This is a genomic window from Rhodococcus sp. ARC_M5, from assembly GCF_022810405.1.
Taxonomy (GTDB): Bacteria; Actinomycetota; Actinomycetes; order Mycobacteriales; family Mycobacteriaceae; genus Rhodococcoides; species Rhodococcoides navarretei.
On the sequence record NZ_JALGQE010000008.1, the window covers coordinates 48,739 to 66,918 of the forward strand.

General features: G+C 65.6%; 15 protein-coding genes. 13 read left to right on the forward strand and 2 right to left on the reverse strand.

Features of this window, described 5'->3' with window-relative positions:
* The first annotated feature begins 33 nt into the window (after positions 1-33).
* Entirely contained in the window at positions 34-3,696 is a 3,663-nt protein-coding gene (smc, locus tag MTX34_RS14170) for a chromosome segregation protein SMC (RefSeq protein ID WP_243609788.1), read from the forward strand.
* Between the two features lie 16 nt (positions 3,697-3,712).
* On the opposite strand, the gene MTX34_RS14175 is transcribed toward smc, so the two are convergent.
* Positions 3,713-4,345 (reverse strand): pyridoxamine 5'-phosphate oxidase family protein, encoded by a 633-nt coding sequence (locus tag MTX34_RS14175; RefSeq protein WP_243609789.1) that lies wholly within the window; start codon positions 4,343-4,345, stop codon positions 3,713-3,715.
* A 94-nt stretch (positions 4,346-4,439) separates the two neighbouring features.
* On the opposite strand from MTX34_RS14175, the gene ftsY reads away from it, so the two are divergent.
* From ftsY to trmD, 12 genes are all read left to right on the forward strand, one after another.
* Positions 4,440-5,831, forward strand: a complete 1,392-nt coding sequence (ftsY, locus tag MTX34_RS14180; protein ID WP_243609790.1) for a signal recognition particle-docking protein FtsY — start codon at positions 4,440-4,442, stop codon at positions 5,829-5,831.
* Between the two features lie 202 nt (positions 5,832-6,033).
* The gene (locus MTX34_RS14185) at positions 6,034-7,323 is read left to right on the forward strand and encodes an ammonium transporter (protein ID WP_243609898.1); all 1,290 of its coding nucleotides are present in this window, start codon (positions 6,034-6,036) and stop codon (positions 7,321-7,323) included.
* Between the two features lie 72 nt (positions 7,324-7,395).
* On the forward strand, positions 7,396-7,734 hold the full coding sequence (locus tag MTX34_RS14190) for a P-II family nitrogen regulator (RefSeq protein ID WP_019664269.1): 339 nt from the start codon (positions 7,396-7,398) through the stop codon (positions 7,732-7,734).
* Positions 7,724-10,255 carry a [protein-PII] uridylyltransferase gene (locus MTX34_RS14195; protein WP_243593384.1) on the forward strand — a complete coding sequence of 844 codons (2,532 nt, stop codon included), beginning with the start codon at positions 7,724-7,726 and terminating at the stop codon, positions 10,253-10,255. The genes MTX34_RS14190 and MTX34_RS14195 overlap by 11 nt, the downstream gene beginning before the upstream one ends.
* Before the next feature lie 202 nt (positions 10,256-10,457).
* Positions 10,458-11,402: a M23 family metallopeptidase gene (locus tag MTX34_RS14200; RefSeq protein WP_243609791.1), complete on the forward strand. Its 945-nt coding sequence runs from the start codon at positions 10,458-10,460 to the stop codon at positions 11,400-11,402.
* A 130-nt stretch (positions 11,403-11,532) separates the two neighbouring features.
* Positions 11,533-13,092 carry a signal recognition particle protein gene (gene ffh, locus MTX34_RS14205; RefSeq protein ID WP_243609792.1) on the forward strand — a complete coding sequence of 520 codons (1,560 nt, stop codon included), beginning with the start codon at positions 11,533-11,535 and terminating at the stop codon, positions 13,090-13,092.
* Positions 13,093-13,109: 17 nt separating this feature from the next.
* A complete protein-coding gene (locus tag MTX34_RS14210) occupies positions 13,110-14,216 on the forward strand; it encodes an amidohydrolase family protein (RefSeq protein ID WP_279393299.1) in 1,107 nt (368 codons plus the stop codon).
* A 65-nt stretch (positions 14,217-14,281) separates the two neighbouring features.
* Positions 14,282-15,043 (forward strand): CPBP family intramembrane glutamic endopeptidase, encoded by a 762-nt coding sequence (locus MTX34_RS14215; protein ID WP_243609794.1) that lies wholly within the window; start codon positions 14,282-14,284, stop codon positions 15,041-15,043.
* 188 nt (positions 15,044-15,231) lie between these two features.
* On the forward strand, positions 15,232-15,708 hold the full coding sequence (gene rpsP, locus MTX34_RS14220; RefSeq protein WP_243593380.1) for a 30S ribosomal protein S16: 477 nt from the start codon (positions 15,232-15,234) through the stop codon (positions 15,706-15,708).
* Positions 15,705-15,947, forward strand: a complete 243-nt coding sequence (locus MTX34_RS14225; RefSeq protein ID WP_027496687.1) for an RNA-binding protein — start codon at positions 15,705-15,707, stop codon at positions 15,945-15,947. Before rpsP ends, MTX34_RS14225 begins: the two co-directional genes overlap by 4 nt.
* Before the next feature lie 14 nt (positions 15,948-15,961).
* The gene (gene rimM / locus MTX34_RS14230; protein WP_243609795.1) at positions 15,962-16,504 is read left to right on the forward strand and encodes a ribosome maturation factor RimM; all 543 of its coding nucleotides are present in this window, start codon (positions 15,962-15,964) and stop codon (positions 16,502-16,504) included.
* Between the two features lie 3 nt (positions 16,505-16,507).
* Positions 16,508-17,188 carry a tRNA (guanosine(37)-N1)-methyltransferase TrmD gene (gene trmD, locus MTX34_RS14235; RefSeq protein WP_243609796.1) on the forward strand — a complete coding sequence of 227 codons (681 nt, stop codon included), beginning with the start codon at positions 16,508-16,510 and terminating at the stop codon, positions 17,186-17,188.
* A gap of 5 nt (positions 17,189-17,193) precedes the next feature.
* On the opposite strand, the gene MTX34_RS14240 is transcribed toward trmD, so the two are convergent.
* Positions 17,194-18,147: a serine hydrolase gene (locus tag MTX34_RS14240; RefSeq protein ID WP_243609797.1), complete on the reverse strand. Its 954-nt coding sequence runs from the start codon at positions 18,145-18,147 to the stop codon at positions 17,194-17,196.
* Positions 18,148-18,180: the final 33 nt, after the last annotated feature.

Genomic DNA, 18,180 nt, shown 5'->3' on the forward strand with positions numbered 1-18,180 from the left:
TTTCGGGCAGCGTGCCGGTAAAGTACGGACGCTATGTATCTCAAGAGTCTGACGCTGAAGGGCTTCAAGTCCTTTGCTTCGGCGACGACTCTTCGTTTCGAGCCCGGAATCACCTGTGTCGTCGGTCCCAACGGCTCCGGCAAATCCAATGTCGTGGATGCCCTGACCTGGGTGATGGGTGAACAGGGTGCCAAAGCGTTGCGCGGCGGGAAGATGGAAGACGTCATCTTTGCCGGCACGTCGGGTCGAGCCCCGCTCGGCCGAGCCGAGGTGACTCTGACCATCGACAATTCGGACGGCGCGTTGCCGATCGACTACTCCGAGGTCTCGATCACCCGGCGTATGTTCCGCGATGGTGCCGGTGAGTACGAGATCAACGGCAGCTCGTGCCGTTTGATGGACGTCCAGGAACTGCTCAGCGACTCCGGTATCGGCCGCGAGATGCACGTGATCGTGGGCCAGGGCCGACTCGCAGCGATCCTGGAATCGCGCCCCGAGGACCGCCGAGCCTTCATCGAAGAAGCAGCCGGGGTGCTCAAGCACCGCAAGCGCAAGGAAAAAGCCGTCCGCAAGCTCGACGCGATGCAGGCCAATCTGGCGCGGCTGACGGACCTCACGACCGAATTGCGCCGTCAACTCAAGCCTCTCGGTAGGCAAGCCGAGGTTGCGCGTCGTGCGCAGACCGTCCAGGCCGACCTGCGCGATGCCCGGTTGCGACTGGTGGCCGACGATCTGGTGGCCAGACGCGAGGAATTCGCGAATCAGACCCAGGACGAGCAAGCGGCGCGCGAGCAGTACGCGATGGTGCAGGACGCACTCGAAGCCGGGACCGTTGCGCTCGGAGAACACGAGCAGGCCGTCGCCCGTTTGACCCCCAGCGCCGAGGCGGCCGGGCAGACGTGGTTTCGCCTCTCCGCGTTGGCCGAACGCGTGAATGCGACGGTGCGCATCGCGCACGAACGCGCTCGACATCTCGACGCCGTTCAGAGCACCGGTCGCGGACAGGATCCGGACGAGCTCGAAGCGCAGGCCGAACGAGTCGCCGAGGAAGAGATGGAACTCGTCGAGGCCGTCGAGATGGCGCGCGAAACCCTCGAGGCGGCACGTGAGCAGCTGGCCGAGCGCGAAGCGGCTGCTGCGGCCGCTGAGCGTGCCCACCTCGCCGCGGTGCGCGCAGTGGCCGACCGCCGCGAGGGTTTCGCGCGCCTGTCCGGCCGGGTCGACACCTTCCGAACCAAGGTCGAGTCGATCGACGCGGAGGTGGAGCGCTTGTCGGTGGCCATCGACGAGGCCCGAGAGCGGGGCGAATCGGCTCAGCGTGAGTTCGAGAGTGTGCAGGATCAGATCGGCACCCTCGATGCGAGTGAACTGAGCCTCGACACCAATTACGAACGAGCCGTCGCCGCGCTTCGACATGCCGACGCCCGAGTGACCGAACTGCAGGCCGAAGAACGCATCGCGGGCAAGAAGGTGGCGTCGTTCGAGGCCAGGATCGAAGCGCTCACGATGGGCCTCGAACGCAAGGACGGTGCCGGGTGGCTGGTGGAGAACCAGCAGGACGGTCTGTCGGGTCTGCTCGCAGGCCACCTCACGGTCGAACCGGGATACGAGATCGCGGTGGCAGTGGCCATGGGTCCGGCTGCCGATGCCGCACACGCCGAATCGTTCGATGCCGCGCGCGATGCCGTGCTCGCTCTGCGTGCGGCCGACGGCGGCCGCGCGTCCATCGTGCACGGCAGTGTCGTTGCAGCACAATCGGTTCGACGTCCAGACCTCCCGAGTGGCGCTCGGTGGATTCTCGACTTGATCGAGTATCCGGATCGGCTGGCAGGGGCGATGGAGGCATTGCTCGACGGCGTGGTGGCCGTCGATTCGCTCGATGCAGCGCACCGGCTCGTCTCGGACGCCGGTGAGCTTCGCGCGGTGACCAAGGACGGCGATGTCGTCGAACCCGGCTGGGTCACCGGCGGCTCGGACCGTCGACCCAGCACTCTCGAAGTTCAGTCGGCGATCGATACGTCGACGGTCGAGTTGGCTGCGGCCGTGCGCCGTTCCGAGGAGCTCGATGCAGCACTCTCGGGAGCATTGGAGGAGCAGCGTGACCGGCGCGAATCGGCTGAACAAGCGCTCGCAGCGCTGAACGAATCCGATGCCGCGATGGCCGCGGTGTACGAGCAGTTGGGCCGGTTGGGTCAGCTCGCACGCTCGGCGCATGCGGAGTCCGCGCGATTGTCCACGCAGCGTAGCTCTGCCGAAGCGAGTCGCGAAGACGCGATCGAGCGGCTGGCCGAGCTGGAGGAGAGCGTGCGGACGGCGGAGAACGAACAGTCCGGTTTCGCGGGAGAGGGCGAAGACGGTGATGCAGCAATCACCATGGAACGGGAGATGGCAGCAGCTGCGCTCACCGAAGTGCGCGCAGTGGAGGTCGAAGCCCGGCTGAACGTGCGGACCGCAGAAGAGCGCGCACAGTCCGTGCGAGGCCGGGCGGATTCGCTTCGACGTGCGGCGCGAGCCGAACGTGAGGCCAGAGCTCGAGCCGAACGCGAGAGCGCAGCGCGCCGGCATGCGGCCGCAGTGGCAGCGGCCGTCGGAGAATCGGGTGAAGAAGTCGCCGCGCGGTTGGCCACGGTCGTTGCTGCTGCTGCCCGTAGGCGTGACGAGCTCTCCGCCGAACGAACAACGCGCACAATCGAACTCGACAAAGTGAAGGAGCAGGTTCGAGCCCTGCAGGGGCAGCTGGCGTCGATCACCGACGCCGTGCACCGGGACGAGGTGGCCCGCGCACAGGCAGCGCTGCGGATCGAACAACTCGAGACGACGATTCTCGAGCAACACGGCATCGGCCTCGACGACCTGGTGGCCGAGTACGGGCCCGATGTGGCGCTGCCTCCCACCGAACTCGAGATGGCGGAGTACGAAGCGGCGAAGGAGCGGGGCGAGCAGGTGGTGGCACCGGCCCCGATGCCGTTCGATCGAGCGGCGCAGGAGCAGCGCGCCAAACGCGCCGAGCGTGACCTCGCCACCCTCGGCAAGGTGAACCCGCTCGCCCTGGAGGAGTTCGCGGCCCTCGAGGAGCGCTACAACTTCCTGTCCACTCAGCTCGAAGACGTCAAATCCGCGCGCAAGGACCTGCTCGGCGTGGTCGCCGACGTCGACGAGCGCATTCTGCAGGTCTTCACCGAGGCCTGGCTGGACGTCGAAAGAGAATTCACCGGAGTGTTCGCCAAACTCTTTCCCGGCGGCGAAGGCCGGCTGATTCTGACGGACCCGTCGGACATGCTCACCACCGGAATCGAGGTCGAGGCGCGGCCACCCGGTAAGAAGGTCAAGCGGCTCTCGTTGCTCTCCGGAGGCGAGAAATCGCTGACCGCGGTGGCGATGTTGGTCGCCATCTTCCGCGCCCGCCCGTCACCGTTCTACGTCATGGACGAGGTCGAGGCTGCACTGGACGACACCAACCTGCGTCGACTGATCGGCCTGTTCGAGCAGCTCCGGGAGAAGTCGCAGTTGATCGTCATCACGCACCAGAAACCGACGATGGAAGTGGCCGACGCGCTGTACGGCGTCAGCATGCGCGGCGACGGCATCACCACGGTCATCTCGCAGCGGTTGAACCGAGAACGCGTCGCAGTGGACGCGACCGGGCCGGATGCGATCGAGCCGGATGCGGCACCTGCCGCCGAATCCGACAGCTGAGGTTCGAGCTGCTGAGCTACTGCTTCGGGTAGAGCTGCTCGGCGTAGGACGGCCCGTAGTACTCGCGCAGCTCCTCGACGGTCTCGGGGGCCTGCGGAATCAGCGCCTTCGTCAGTGACGCGACATCGGGAATGGACTCCGCACCCCACGTCTCCGGCTGCCACAACTTGGACCGCATGAACGCCTTGGCGCAGTGGTGGAAGACCTGCTCGATGTCGACGACGAGGCACATGATCGGGCGATGCCCCTTGACCTGAAGTTCGTCGAAGAACGGGGCGTCGGTGACCAGGGAGGCTCGGCCGTTGATTCGGAGGGTGTCGCCGCGACCGGGGACGAAGAAGTTCAGCCCGACGAACGGGTTCTCCAGAATGTTGCGATAGCCGTCCATCCGGCGGTTGCCGGGGCGTTCGGCGAGAGCGATCGTGGCGTCGTCGAGGACGTGCACCAGGCTGCCGGGCGGGTCACCTTTGGGGGAGACGTCGCATCGTCCGCTTGCGTCCGAAGTACCCAGCAAGCAGAAAGGTGAGGCCGCGAGCCATTGCACGTCCAGCGGGTGCAGTGTGCTGCGGTCCTTGTTCGCGGCTCGAAAGCTCGGCTCTCCGAACATCTCGGTCAGTTCGGCGGCGTCGCGCACCGTGGTCCACTCCATGGGCGTCGATGCTATCGACACGGCTCGGGTGAGGGACAGTGCTTTTCTCGGGCGGAGCACCACCGGTGACGAACGGCCGTGAACGCCTGACAGGATGGGGTACGTGAGTAACCAAGCGTGGATCATCGTCGCGGCGATCGCCGCTGTCCTACTGGTCGTTCTCGTCGTCGGGCTGGTGCTCTCCCGCCGACGGAGAGTGTCGCTCAAGTCGGACGAGGCGGCGCGGATCGAGGACGCGGCCACCAAGGACAGATCCGGTGGGTACACCGCGGGCAGCGGTTTCTCGTTCAGCCAAGGAACGGCAACAGCCGAGCCCGTCGTCCCGAAGGCCCCCAGGCCTGCCGAGCCGAAGCCTGCCGAGATCGAGCCGGTCGAGGACGTCCCCGGCGAGACCACGCCGATCGAGCCGCCGCCGGTGGTGGCCGCACCCGAACCTGTCGAATCGGACTCCGTTCGGATCGAGCCGGAGGTGCTCGAACCCGAGCCTGCCGTGTTGGAGGAGCCGGTCGCCGAGCCGACCGCCCCCGAGACGGCTGATCCCGCGCCTCGAGCACTCGACACCATCGATCCGACCGAGGGTCGGCTCGATCGTCTTCGCGGTCGACTGGCGCGGTCTCAGTCCGCGGTGGGCAAGAGCTTGCTCGGATTGCTCGGCGGCGGTGACCTGGACGAGGATTCCTGGGAAGAGGTCGAGGACACCCTGCTGATCGCCGACATCGGATCGGCTACGACTGCGGAGATCATGCGGACCCTGCGTGAGCAGATGGCCGCGCGCAGTATCCGCACCGAGGCCGATGCCAGAGCCCTGTTGCGCGAGATTCTCGTGGCCCAGCTGCACCCCGAGTTCGATCGGTCGATTCGTGCGCTGCCGCACGAGGGCACGCCGGCCGTGTTGCTGGTGGTCGGGGTCAACGGCACCGGCAAGACCACGACCACCGGCAAGCTGGCTCGCGTGCTGGTCGCGGACGGTCGGCGGGTGGTGCTCGGTGCCGCCGACACGTTCCGCGCCGCTGCGGCCGATCAGCTGCAGACCTGGGCCGAGCGCGTGGGTGCCGAGGTGGTGCGCGGCAAGGAGGCCGCAGATCCGGCCGCTGTCGCCTTCGACGCGGTGAGCAAGGGGATCGAGAACGGCGTCGATGTGGTTCTGATCGACACCGCGGGACGGTTGCACACCAAATCGGGTCTGATGGACGAACTGAGCAAGGTCAAGCGAGTCATCGAGAAGCGGGCTCACGTCGACGACGTTCTGCTCGTTCTCGACGCAACCGTCGGCCAGAACGGACTGACACAGGCCCGGGTGTTCGCCGAGATCGTGAACATCACGGGGGTCGTGCTGACCAAGCTCGACGGAACCGCGAAGGGTGGCATCGTTTTTCAGGTGCAGCGCGAACTCGGGGTGCCCGTCAAGCTCGTCGGGCTCGGTGAAGGTGCCGACGATTTGGCTCCGTTCGAGCCGGGCGCTTTCGTCGATGCTCTGTTGGGCTGACGTCTCCCGGCGGGTGGCCTACGAACCGGGGAAAAAGCACAAACGCCAGCACGAAACCTTTTAGCAACAGAATTCGGTCATCCGTTCACATGTCCGAAACACCCGAGTGTCACGGATGAAACCTCGTGAAACCACTCTTCTTGCGTAACGGCGCGCCAACCGGTGTGCAGGAGAATGGAGGGTGTACGTGAGTCCCGAGGATATGTTGGCCAACTCCGGCAACGCCGCGTGGATGCTGATGGCAGCATCGCTGGTACTGCTGATGACGCCGGGCTTGGCGTTCTTCTACGGCGGTATGTCGCAGTCGAAGTCCGTGTTGAACATGATGATGATGTCGTTCGGAGCGATGGCCGTCGTCTCGATCATCTACTTCCTGTGGGGCTGGTCGATGTCCTACGGAACCCAGGACATCGGCGGTGTCTTCGCCAACCCGTTCGAGTTCTTCGGACTCAAGGATTCGATCACCGATGCGGACGGTAACTACATCGCCGGCGCATGGGGTTACGCCAACGTCATCGACGTGGCATTCCAGGTCACCTTCGCCATCATCACGGTCGCACTGATCAGTGGTTCGATCGCCGGTCGTGTCAAGTACGGCACCTGGCTCGCGTTCGCCGGTATCTGGGTCACCCTGGCCTACTTCCCGCTGGCACACATGGTCTGGGGCGGCGGACTGCTCTCCGGATCCGAGAACGGTCTGGCCGCAATGATTTTCGGGACCACGGATGACGGTGACGGGGGACTCGTCGCCAGTGTGGCTCCGATCGACTTCGCCGGTGGCACCGTGGTGCACATCAACGCCGGTATCGCAGGCCTGATTCTGGCGATCATCATCGGCAAGCGTGCCGGCTTCGGCAAGGTCGCCTACCGCCCGCACAACCTGCCGTTCGTCATGCTCGGCGCAGCACTGCTCTGGTTCGGCTGGTTCGGGTTCAACGCCGGTTCCGCATTCGCCGCCGACGGCATCGCCGGGGTGGCCTGGGTCAACACCACCGCAGCCACTGCCGCCGCCATCGTGGGCTGGCTCATCACCGAGCGCATCCGTGACGGTCACGCCACCAGCCTCGGCGCTGCCTCGGGCATCGTCGCCGGTCTCGTCGCCATCACCCCGGCCGCAGGTGCACTCACGCCGGTCGGCGCCATGATCCTCGGCGTCATCGCCGGTGTGCTCTCCGCACTGGCTGTCGGCCTGAAGTTCAAGTTCGGCTACGACGACTCACTCGACGTAGTGGGCGTTCACCTCGTCGCAGGTCTCTGGGGAACGATCGGAATCGGCTTCCTCGCATCCGAAACCGGCCTGTTCTACGGCGGTGACTACAAGCAGCTCGTCGTGCAGATCGTCATCGCGTTGTTCGCACTGGTCTTCACCGCCATCGTCACCGCGGTCATCGCGCTCGCCCTCAAGCCTCTCGGCTGGCGTGTGACCGACGAGGAGGAGGCGAACGGTATCGACGAAGCCGAGCACGCCGAGACTGCATATGATTTCGCCTGACAAGGTAGAGATAGACGTGAACGCTGCACCGTACGACAACGGGCACTCGAGGTCTTGTGAAGGGAAGCAAAAATGAAGCTGATCACGGCAATCGTCAAACCGTTCACCCTGGAGGACGTCAAGACGGGGCTGGAGCAGGCCGGCGTACTCGGAATGACCGTCAGTGAAGTTCAGGGTTACGGTCGTCAGAAGGGCCACACCGAGGTCTACCGTGGTGCGGAGTACTCGGTCGACTTCGTCCCGAAGGTACGTGTCGAGGTAGTAGTCGACGACGCCGCTGTGGAGAAGGTCGTCGAGGTCATCGTCGAGGCTGCACGCACCGGCAAGATCGGTGACGGCAAGGTCTGGGTTTCCCCGGTCGACTCGGTGATCCGAGTCCGCACCGGAGAACGTGGCGCCGATGCACTCTGACCCCAAAGGGTCTCGGGCCGGGGGCCCCGGTTCTGGCGCGAAAGCGTCAGGATCGGGGCCTTCGGTCTCCACGGGCTCCGCATCGAAGGGCACGAGCGATGCTGCAGCGGATCTCGCTCGAGCCAGAAAACAACTACTCGACGGAGGAACACGCAACCGTCGTCTCGATGCACCCTCCCTCAGACAGGCTCTCGTCGATCTTCACGAATTCTGGTTGACCACCAAAGGTGCAGAGCTCGGGATCAAGCCCGACTCCGGGTTCGCGATCGTCGCAGTCGGCGGACTGGCACGCCGTGAATTGCTGCCGTACTCCGATCTGGACCTGATTCTTCTGCACGACGATCTGGAACCTCGCATCGTCTCCGACGTTGCCGACAAGCTCTGGTACCCGCTGTGGGACGCGCACATCAAGCTCGATCACAGCGTGCGAACGGTGCCGCAGGCCCTGCAGGTCGCCGCAGCCGACATGACGGCATCGCTCGGAATGCTCGAAGCGCGTCACATCGCCGGTGACGTGGAATTGAGCAACCTCCTCATCGGCGGCGTGCGACGTCAGTGGCGCAACGGCATTCGCGGACGATTCGACGAGCTGATCGAGCAGACCCGCGGTCGGTGGGCGCGTAGCGGTGAGATCGCGCACCGTGCCGAACCCGATCTCAAGAGCGGCCGCGGCGGACTGCGCGACGTGCAGTTGCTCGACGCACTGTCCATTGCCCAACTGACCGACGGAATGCCCGGTCTCGGGCCCGAATCACCCGGTGGCGGTCTGGCATTCGCTCACGGGCGATTGCTCGATGTGCGCACCGAGCTGCATCGCGTCGCCGGTCGAGCACGGGATCAATTGCGCGCACAGGACGCCGACGAGATCGGTGCCGCGCTGCGCATCGGTGACCGCTTCGATCTTGCTCGCGTACTGAGCGATTCGGCCCGCACCATCAGCTATTCGGTCGACGTCGGATTGCGAACCGCAGGCAATTCGCTTCCGAGGCGGGGTCTTTCGCGACTGCGTCGAGTCCCGGTCAGGCGGCCGCTGGACGAGGGTGTCGTCGAGCACGGCGGCGAAGTCGTTCTCGCCCGCGACGCTCGACCGAACAAGGACCCAGGTCTGATCATGCGCGTCGCTGCGGCGTCGGCCCAGACCGGAATGCCGATGTCTGCGTCGACCCTCAATCGGCTCTCCGACAGCGCTCCCGAACTTCGGGAACCATGGCCCAAAGAAGCCCTCAACGATCTGCTCGTATTGCTCGGATCGGGTCGCAAGGCCATCGCAGCGATCGAAGCACTGGATCGAACCGGTTTGTGGGGCAGGCTGATTCCGGAATGGGGTGCGGTTCGAGATCTGCCGCCGCGAGATGCGGTGCACACCTGGACGGTCGATCGGCATCTGGTCGAAACTGCAGCTTACGCAAGCGCATTGACCACCCGTGTCGCCCGACCGGACCTGTTGGTGCTCGGTGCGTTGATTCACGACATCGGCAAGGGACGCGGTGGCGACCACAGCGTCGTCGGTGCCGATCTGGCAATCCAGATCGGTAACAGGCTCGGGCTGTGGCCCTCCGATGTGGCGCTGCTGACAGCGATGGTGAGATACCACCTACTGCTGCCGGAGACCGCAACCCGGCGCGACCTCGACGATCCCGCAACCGTGCAAACCGTCGTCGACGCGCTCGGTGCCGACACCATCCTGCTCGAGCTGCTTCATGCTCTGGCCGAGGCGGATTCGCTCGCCACCGGACCCGGGGTGTGGGGCGACTGGAAGGCCTCGCTCATTCGCGAGCTCGTGCGTCGCTGCCGATTGGTGATGGCGGGGGAGTCCCTGCCCTCCCCGGATCCGCTCGACCCGGCGCACATCGAACTCGCGTCGAGAGGAGGCGTTCACGTCGACATCGCGCCGACCGAGGGCCTGCACACCTTCGTCGTCACGGTCATCGCGCCCGACACCCCAGGACTGCTCTCCGATGCCGCGGGAGTCCTGGCTCTGCATTCGTTACGAGTGCTCTCGGCCTCTCTCGGCAGTCACGAGGGGTCGGCGATCAACTCGTTCGATGTTGCGCCGCTCTTCGGAGCGCCGCCACAGGCAGGCCTGCTTCGGCAGGAGATCATTCGCGCTCAGGCCGGTGAACTGGACCTCGTTGCCGTGCTCGATGCCAAGGAACGCGACGCCCGCGCCGAAGCTGTCGAGGACGACGGCGAGGAATCCGCAGTGCCTGTTCTCTACGCCCAGGCTCCGCCTCGCGTGCTGTGGTTCGACGACAACGAACCCGGTCAGGTGGTACTCGAACTGCGAGCCGAGGATCGGCTCGGTCTGCTCTGCAGGCTGGCCAGTGCGATCGAACAGCAGGGGTCGGACATCCGTTGGGCCCGCGTCTCGACGCTGGGCAGCTCGGTGGTCGACTCGTTCTGCATCGATCTGGCGGGAGCAGACAGCAGGGCGGTTCGCGAGGACCTCGAGCGCGCCATCCTCGCGGTCGTCCCGGCACCGGAACCGCCGAAACCCCCGGAAAAGCCGGAGGGCACCTGACCGCTGGTCGGAAGCACGTCGAGTATCGACATGTCGTGGTGACATTTCACGAACTATCGGCCGATGGGTTTACCCTCGATACCGATTTGTTATGTTCGTCACCTGGCGCAGCGGGCCCCTCGGGTCGGACTGCCGGCTCCGCTGCTCGAGCGTCTCGGCGTTCGTGCAGGCACCAATTCTTATATTTCGAGAGGCACGAACTGTGGGATCACACCGACGGTCGAACATCTACGTACCGGCCGACACGTCATCGGCTGCATCGGGCGGCAAACATCGCGCCGCAGAGGACGTTCAGGAGACCGGTCGGCGTGCGGCCACCATCGTGGCCGCCACCGGTGCCTTCGTCGTCGGTGCCACGACGATGGGAGCAGGTACCGCAGGCGCGGCACCGGTGCCGGAGCCGCCCACGGCCGGATTCCCTTTCGCCATCCCGGAGGGTCTGCTGCCGGCAGGATTCGAGCTTCCCCAGTTCACGCCACCGCAGTTCGAGCTACCGACGTTCGCGCCGCCTGTCGGTGCGCCGCCGCAGGCCGCACCGGACCTGGCTCCGGCCCCGCCGAGTGATCTGTCCGGAGTCCCGTCGGATGCCGTCACGCAGGTACCGACTCCGGAGCCGCTGGCCGCCCTCGGCCCCGAGGTGGGAGCTGCAGCCCAGCAGTGGCTCGACGACGTCGGCCTCGGTGGATCGGGTGCAGGAGTGGCATCGCCTCTCGAGAGTCTGCGCTCGCTGAAGAAGGCGACAGTGCAGCCCGTGGCAGGGGTGCTGACGTCCAACTTCGGATCGAGATGGGGCACTCAGCACAGCGGACTCGACATCGCCGCACCCATCGGGACGCCCATCTACGCCGCCGCCGACGGCACGGTGTCCGATGCCGGACCTGCGGCCGGGTTCGGTCTCTGGGTCAAGGTATTGCACGACGACGGGACCGAGACGGTCTACGGGCACGTCAACGACTTCTCCGTTCGAGCCGGCCAGCGCGTGGTGGCCGGTGAACAGATCGCGACCGTGGGCAACCGTGGTCAGTCGACAGGTCCGCATCTGCACTTCGAGGTACACGATTCGGCCGGCGTCAAGGTCGATCCCGCGCAGTGGCTCGCGACGCGCGGCGTGGCAGTGACGTGGACCGATCCCGCAATCAGCGCCTGACCGGGCATCATCGCCGTGTTCGACACGACTGTCGAACTCCCCAGCGCCGACGCGGCGCGCTGACGCTAGTCTGGTGACCGTGCCGGATTCGGCTCGTTTTCGGTGATCGGCTAGCTCAGGAGTGCAATCGGTGTTCGAATCCCTTTCCGACAGGTTGACCGGGACTCTCAAGGACCTGCGTGGCAAAGGTCGACTGTCCGGCGCGGATATCGACGCCACCGCCCGTGAGATCCGTCTGGCCCTGCTCGAAGCGGACGTGGCACTGCCCGTCGTACGTGAATTCATCAACCGCATCAAGGTCCGGGCCAAGGGTGCCGAGGTCTCCGGCGCGCTCAACCCCGCCCAGCAGGTGGTCAAGATCGTCAACGAGGAACTGGTCGGCATCCTCGGCGGCGAGACTCGCAGGCTCGTCTTCGCCAAGAACCCGCCAACGGTGATCATGCTCGCCGGTCTGCAGGGTTCGGGTAAGACGACGCTCGCGGGCAAGCTCGCGAAATGGCTCAAGGGCCAGGGCCACACCCCCCTGCTCGTCGCGTGCGACCTTCAGCGTCCCGGTGCCGTGAGTCAGCTGCAGATCGTGGGCGAGCGCGCCGGTGCCGCGGTCTTCGCGCCGCATCCGGGCACGTCCATCGGCGGCGGCGAGAATGCACTCGGCGTCTCGGCAGCGGATCCCGTCGAGGTCGCCCGGGCCGGCATCGCCGAGGCTCGGAGCAAGCAGTACGACGTGGTCATCGTCGACACCGCCGGTCGCCTCGGCATCGACACCGAGCTGATGAGTCAGGCCGCGGGAATTCGTGACGCGGTCGAGCCGGACGAGACACTGTTCGTTCTCGACGCGATGGTGGGCCAGGACGCCGTCAGCACGGCCGAGGCGTTCCGCGACGGCGTCGGCTTCACCGGCGTTGTGCTCACCAAGCTCGACGGCGATGCTCGCGGCGGTGCCGCGCTGAGCGTCCGCGAGGTCACCGGCCAGCCGATCATGTTCGCGTCGACCGGCGAGAAGCTCGAAGATTTCGACGTCTTCCACCCCGATCGTATGGCCAGCCGCATCCTCGGCATGGGCGACGTGCTGAGCCTGATCGAGCAGGCCGAACAGCACTTCGATGCCGAGCAGGCCGAGGCGACGGCCAACAAGATCGGCTCGGGCCAGCTCACGCTCGACGATTTCCTCGAGCAGATGATGGCCGTCCGCAAGATGGGGCCGATCGGAAACCTGCTGGGCATGCTGCCCGGTGCCGGCCAGATGAAGGAACTCGCCGACGTCGACGAGAAGCAGCTCGACCGCGTTCAGGCGATCATTCGCGGCATGACGCCCCAGGAACGGACCGACCCGAAGATCATCAACGCGTCACGTCGGTTGCGTATCGCGAACGGTTCGGGCGTGAAGGTCTCCGATGTCAATCAGCTGGTCGATCGGTTCTTCGAGGCCCGCAAGATGATGTCGGCCATGGCCGGCCGAATGGGTATGCCGGGCGCACGCAAGCAGGTGCGGAACAACAAGAAGGGCAAGAAGGGCAAGAAGGGTGCCCGCGGCCCTACGCAGCCCAAGATGCGCGGCGGATTCCCCGGTATGCCGGGTGGAATGCCTGCAGGAATGCCCGATCTGTCGTCCATGCCCAAGGGTCTCGACCAGTTGCCGCCCGGGCTCGAAGGCATCGACCTCTCGCAGCTCAAACTGCCGAAGAAGTAAGCGCGCACGTGTCGGCAATGCGGGTGCGGGGCCGTGGACTGCCGGACGGGACAGAGATCGACCTCTGGATCGACGGCGAGGTTCTGTCGACCGAACCGATTGCGGACGCAGAAGTACTGCACGACGGCGGCTGGATTCTGCCTGGTCTTGTCGACGCCCACTGCCATGTCGGAATCGAATACGGCGGGGGACACACCGACCTGACCGGGTCGATCCGGCAGGCCGAGACCGAGCGAGGCGTCGGCGCACTGCTGTTGCGCGACGCCGGGTCCCCGGTCGACACCCGGGCACTGGACGAGTACGAGGACCTTCCTCGCATCATCCGAGCGGGCCGCCATATCGCGTCGCCGAAGCGATACATCCCGGGTCTGGCGATCGACATCGAGGACGAGTCGCAACTGCCCGAGGCGGTGGCTCAGCAAGCTCGATTCGGCGATGGTTGGGTCAAACTCGTCGGCGACTGGATCGATCGCTCGGTGGGTGATCTTCGTCCGCTGTGGAACGACTCCATCCTCGTCGACGCCATCGCTGCTGCCCATGCAGAGGGTGCGCGGGTGACCGCCCACGTGTTCGGCGAGGATGCCCTGCCCGGACTGATCGCGGCGGGAATCGACTGCATCGAACACGGCACCGGTCTGACCGACGAGACGGTCGAGATGATGGTCGATCACGGCACCGCCCTCGTACCGACGCTGATCAACATCGAGACGTTTCCCGGCATCGCAGATTCCGCCACCCGGTATCCCGTCTATGCACGGCACATGCGGGCGCTGCACGAGCGCGTTGCAGATACCGTCGGACGAGCTCACGATGCAGGCATTCCCATCTACGCAGGCACCGACGCAGGTGGTTCGATCGCACACGGCCGCATCGCCGACGAGGTCGCCGCACTCGCTGCCGTCGGGCTCTCGTCGACCGACGCACTCGGTGCTGCTTGCTGGGACGCCCGGTCATGGCTGGGTCGCCAGGGGCTGGAGCACGGCGCGCCCGCAGATCTCGTCGTCTACTCCGAGGATCCGCGAGGGGGACCGGATGTGCTGTCCAACCCGGATCTGGTGATTCTGCGCGGACGCGTGACCGACCGGCGCGGCCGCACGACGAGTGGATCGGCGTCCCGAGGGTGACCGATCCGAGAAGCGGTGCAGGACAGTCCGACCCGACACGTCCCAGCTGGGCTGGAATGGCACCGATGAATCACATTCAGCAACAGGGGTCGGGACTGTCCGAAACCTACTGGCGGGCCGAGCAGGCCGCACTCGAACGCAGAAGTGGCCAACGGTGGGGACTCCCCGCCGCGGCGCTGGTGCTGGGGCTCAATCTGGTGGGATTCCTCGCGCTCGGTCTCGTCGTGACGTCGGACGCCTCGGCCGTCTTCGTGGTGGGCATCATGATTCCGAGCCTGCTCGCTGCGGGGCTGGCGGTGGCGATCTCGAAGTCACGGGGTAACGGCCCCGTCGTCGACTTCGGCCTCCCCAGGTCCACCCCCGAATTCCTCGGTCACGTCCGATCCGGGTTGGCGTGGGGTGGCGTTGCGGTGGTCGGTGGCCTCCTGCTGGCGCTGATTCTGTTGTCCGGTATCGAGTTGGACGATCCGACGCCGCTGGGCAACGTCACCGACACGGCCATCGGCTGGAAAATTGTTCTGGCGGTGTGGATCTGGATAGGTGCGCCGATCTGCGAGGAAACGATGTTCCGCGGCATGCTGTGGGGGGCGCTCGAGAAACGCACCCGCCCGATGCCGTTGGCCTGGTTGGGTAATCGTTGGGTCGTGCTGGCGATCACCGCGGTGTTGTTCGCGGTCTGGCACCGCGAGTGGTGGCGCTTCGTGGTGCTGCTGTGGGGAGGGTTCGCGATCGGCATCGCGCGAATGCGCTCCGGTTCGATCGTCGCGTCGACCACGGCGCACTCGATGAACAACACCCTCCCTGCCCTGGTGATCCTGCTGGCGTGACGGGAGCGGTTCTGCGGGCCCGATTCACCGATCGTGGTGCCCGTCTGGCACAATGAACAGCTGTTCGCCCGTCATCCGGTTACGTACCGAGCGGCGGTCACAACAACCTTCAACGCAAAACCGGGTTCGCATGCCGTGCGGACCGCTGAATTGCGCCGTGACCAACTTTCGAAAGGCTCCACCAGAACATGGCTGTCAAGATCAAGCTCATGCGTATCGGCAAGATCCGCACCCCGCACTACCGCGTCGTCATCTCCGATGCCCGCACCCGTCGTAACGGCCGTGCGATCGAGACCATCGGCACGTACGAGCCGAAGCAGGACCCCAGCATCATCGAGATCAACTCCGAGCGGGCGCAGTACTGGCTGAGCGTCGGCGCACAGCCGACCGAGCCTGTCGAGGCACTGCTCAAGATCACCGGTGACTGGCAGAAGTTCAAGGGCCTGCCCGGCGCAGAGGGAACTCTCCGCGTAGCCGAGCCCAAGCCGTCCAAGCTCGACGTGTTCAACGCCGCTCTGGCGCAGGCAGACTCCGAGCCCCAGGGTGAGGCCACCACCGCCAAGAAGAAGAAGGCTCCGAAGGCCGACGACTCCGCCGCGGAGACCACCGACGCTGCAGCAACCGAGACGGCAGACGCGCCGGCCGCCGAGGCTGCTGAGAAGTGAGTGCCGTTGTCGCCGATGCCGTCGAACATCTCGTTCGTGGCATCGTCGCCAATCCCGATGACGTTCGCGTCGAGATGATCACCGGCCGTCGTGGCCGCACCGTGGAAGTCCACGTGCACCCCGACGATCTGGGCAAGGTCATCGGCCGTGGCGGTCGCACCGCTACGGCGCTGCGCACACTCGTCTCGGGAATCGGTGGTCGCGGCATCCGCGTCGACGTGGTCGACACGGACCAGTAGGTCACGCACACATCATGGAGCTGGTCATCGGTCGTGTTGCGAAGTCGCACGGCATCAAAGGCGAAGTCGTCGTCGAGGTTCGCACCGACAACCCCGACGACCGCTTCGCCGAGGGAACCGTTCTCTCGGGCCGCAAGCCCCGATCGAACGTTGCACCGGCCTCGTACACAGTGGATGCCGTCCGGGAACACTCCGGGCGGCTTCTGCTGCGTCTGAACGGTATCGACGACAAGACGGCCGCCGACCAACTCCGCGGCATTCTGTTCGTCGTCGAATCCACCGACCTCCCGCCGTCCGACGACCCGGACGAGTACTACGACCACGAACTCGAAGGCCTCACGGTGATCCTGACCGGCGGCACCGTGGTGGGAACGGTCCGCGAGGTCCTCCACTCGGCAGCGGGAGAGTTGCTCTCCATCACGCCGAGTCCGGATTTCGGCGAGGCCACCCGTGCCGAAATCCTCGTACCGTTCGTCGCGGCCATCGTGACCTCGGTGTCGCTGGCCGACAAGACGATCGAGATCGATCCGCCCGAGGGTCTGCTGGATCCGGAGTAGATCGTGCGCCTCGACGTCGTCACCATCTTCCCCGAATACCTCACACCTCTCCGAACTGCGTTGCTGGGCAAGGCAATCGACCGTGGCCTCGTCTCGGTCGAGGTTCACGATCTACGATCGTGGACTCACGACGTGCACAAGGCCGTCGACGACTCGCCCTACGGCGGCGGGCCGGGAATGGTCATGAAGCCGACCGTCTGGGGTGACGCCCTCGACGAGGTCCTGACACAAGATTCCCTCCTCGTTGTCCCGACGCCTGCCGGCGTGCCGTTCACCCAGCGCACAGCCGAGCGGTGGTCCTCCGAAGAGCACCTCGTCTTCGCCTGCGGTCGGTACGAAGGCATCGATCAACGGGTGTTCGACGACGCCGCACGCCGCGTCCGTGTCGAGGAAGTCAGCATCGGCGACTACGTGCTCATCGGCGGCGAAGCGGCCGTCCTCGTCATGGCCGAGGCCGTGGTGCGGCTGATGCCAGGGGTTCTCGGCAATCAGCAGTCTCACCAGGAGGATTCGTTCTCCGACGGTCTGCTCGAAGGGCCGAGTTACACGCGTCCCGCACAGTGGCGCGATCTCGACGTTCCGCAGATACTGCTGTCGGGCGATCACGCGAAGATCTCTGCATGGCGCCGCGAGCAATCGCTCGCCAGGACCGCCGAGCGTCGGCCGGACCTGCTGCAGGACTGACGAATTCAGCCGATGGCACCGTCGGGGAAGAGCATCGACACGAAGCCGGTGAGTGTCTCCCTGGCATGCAGAGCGCTGGCGTCGTCGCTGACGTCGACGACAGCGGTGTCCGGATACTGTTCCATGTCGTCTGCGTAGAAGATGTCCTCGCGAGACGACAGAGCAAGAACGTAGCGGTTGTCCACCCCGATCGTGCCGGTCGACAGATGTACCCACCTATCGGATACGCAGCACATCCAGCCCTGCTTGACAGCGTGCACGCTCTCACCGGGCAGACCGTCGACGATCCCGAAATGTTGCTTGTAGCCGTCCGCGGCAATCGGTGCCGAACGCCGCAGCATGCCGATCACGATGTCCGTCGACGCAGTCGTCAGACCGCCGCTGCCATTGAGCAACCCCGCGTAGTAGCCGACCAGGTCGCTGGGCGTGGTTTCGGTGTTGTACCACTGGTCGTCGCCGGGTGCCGTGGTGTTGGTCAAGCCGTAACGCGCCGCGACCGTGCGCACGATCTCGGACGAGCCGTAGCGATACCAGAGCGTGTACGCGGCATTGTCGTCGGACAACTCCAGCATGTTGGTCATGACGGCCAGCTCGTCGGCAGAGACCGGACGGTTCTCCGACTGAGCTCGGAACAACACCTCGTCGGCGATGAAGAGTTTGGACACCGACGCGGTTTCGACCTGGAGGTCGGCGTTGCTGCTGTAGTACGAGCCTGTCCGGCGATCCAACAGCGCGAAATCCACATCGGCACCACGGGCCTGGGCCGACGCGATCGCCATCGGGATACGAGACCCGAGGGCAACGCCGTCGACCTTCTTCATATCGGGAAAGGGCGATGCCGACGTCTCGGCGGTCGCCTTCGAGGCGAGGTCACCGATCTGGTCGTCCGAGGGAGCCGAGCAGCCGGCCAACAGCACGCAGGCGCAGACCGCAGCCAGGAATCGAGGGCCCCTGACCATCCGCGTATCTCTCCCACACGTTGAACCGCTGAC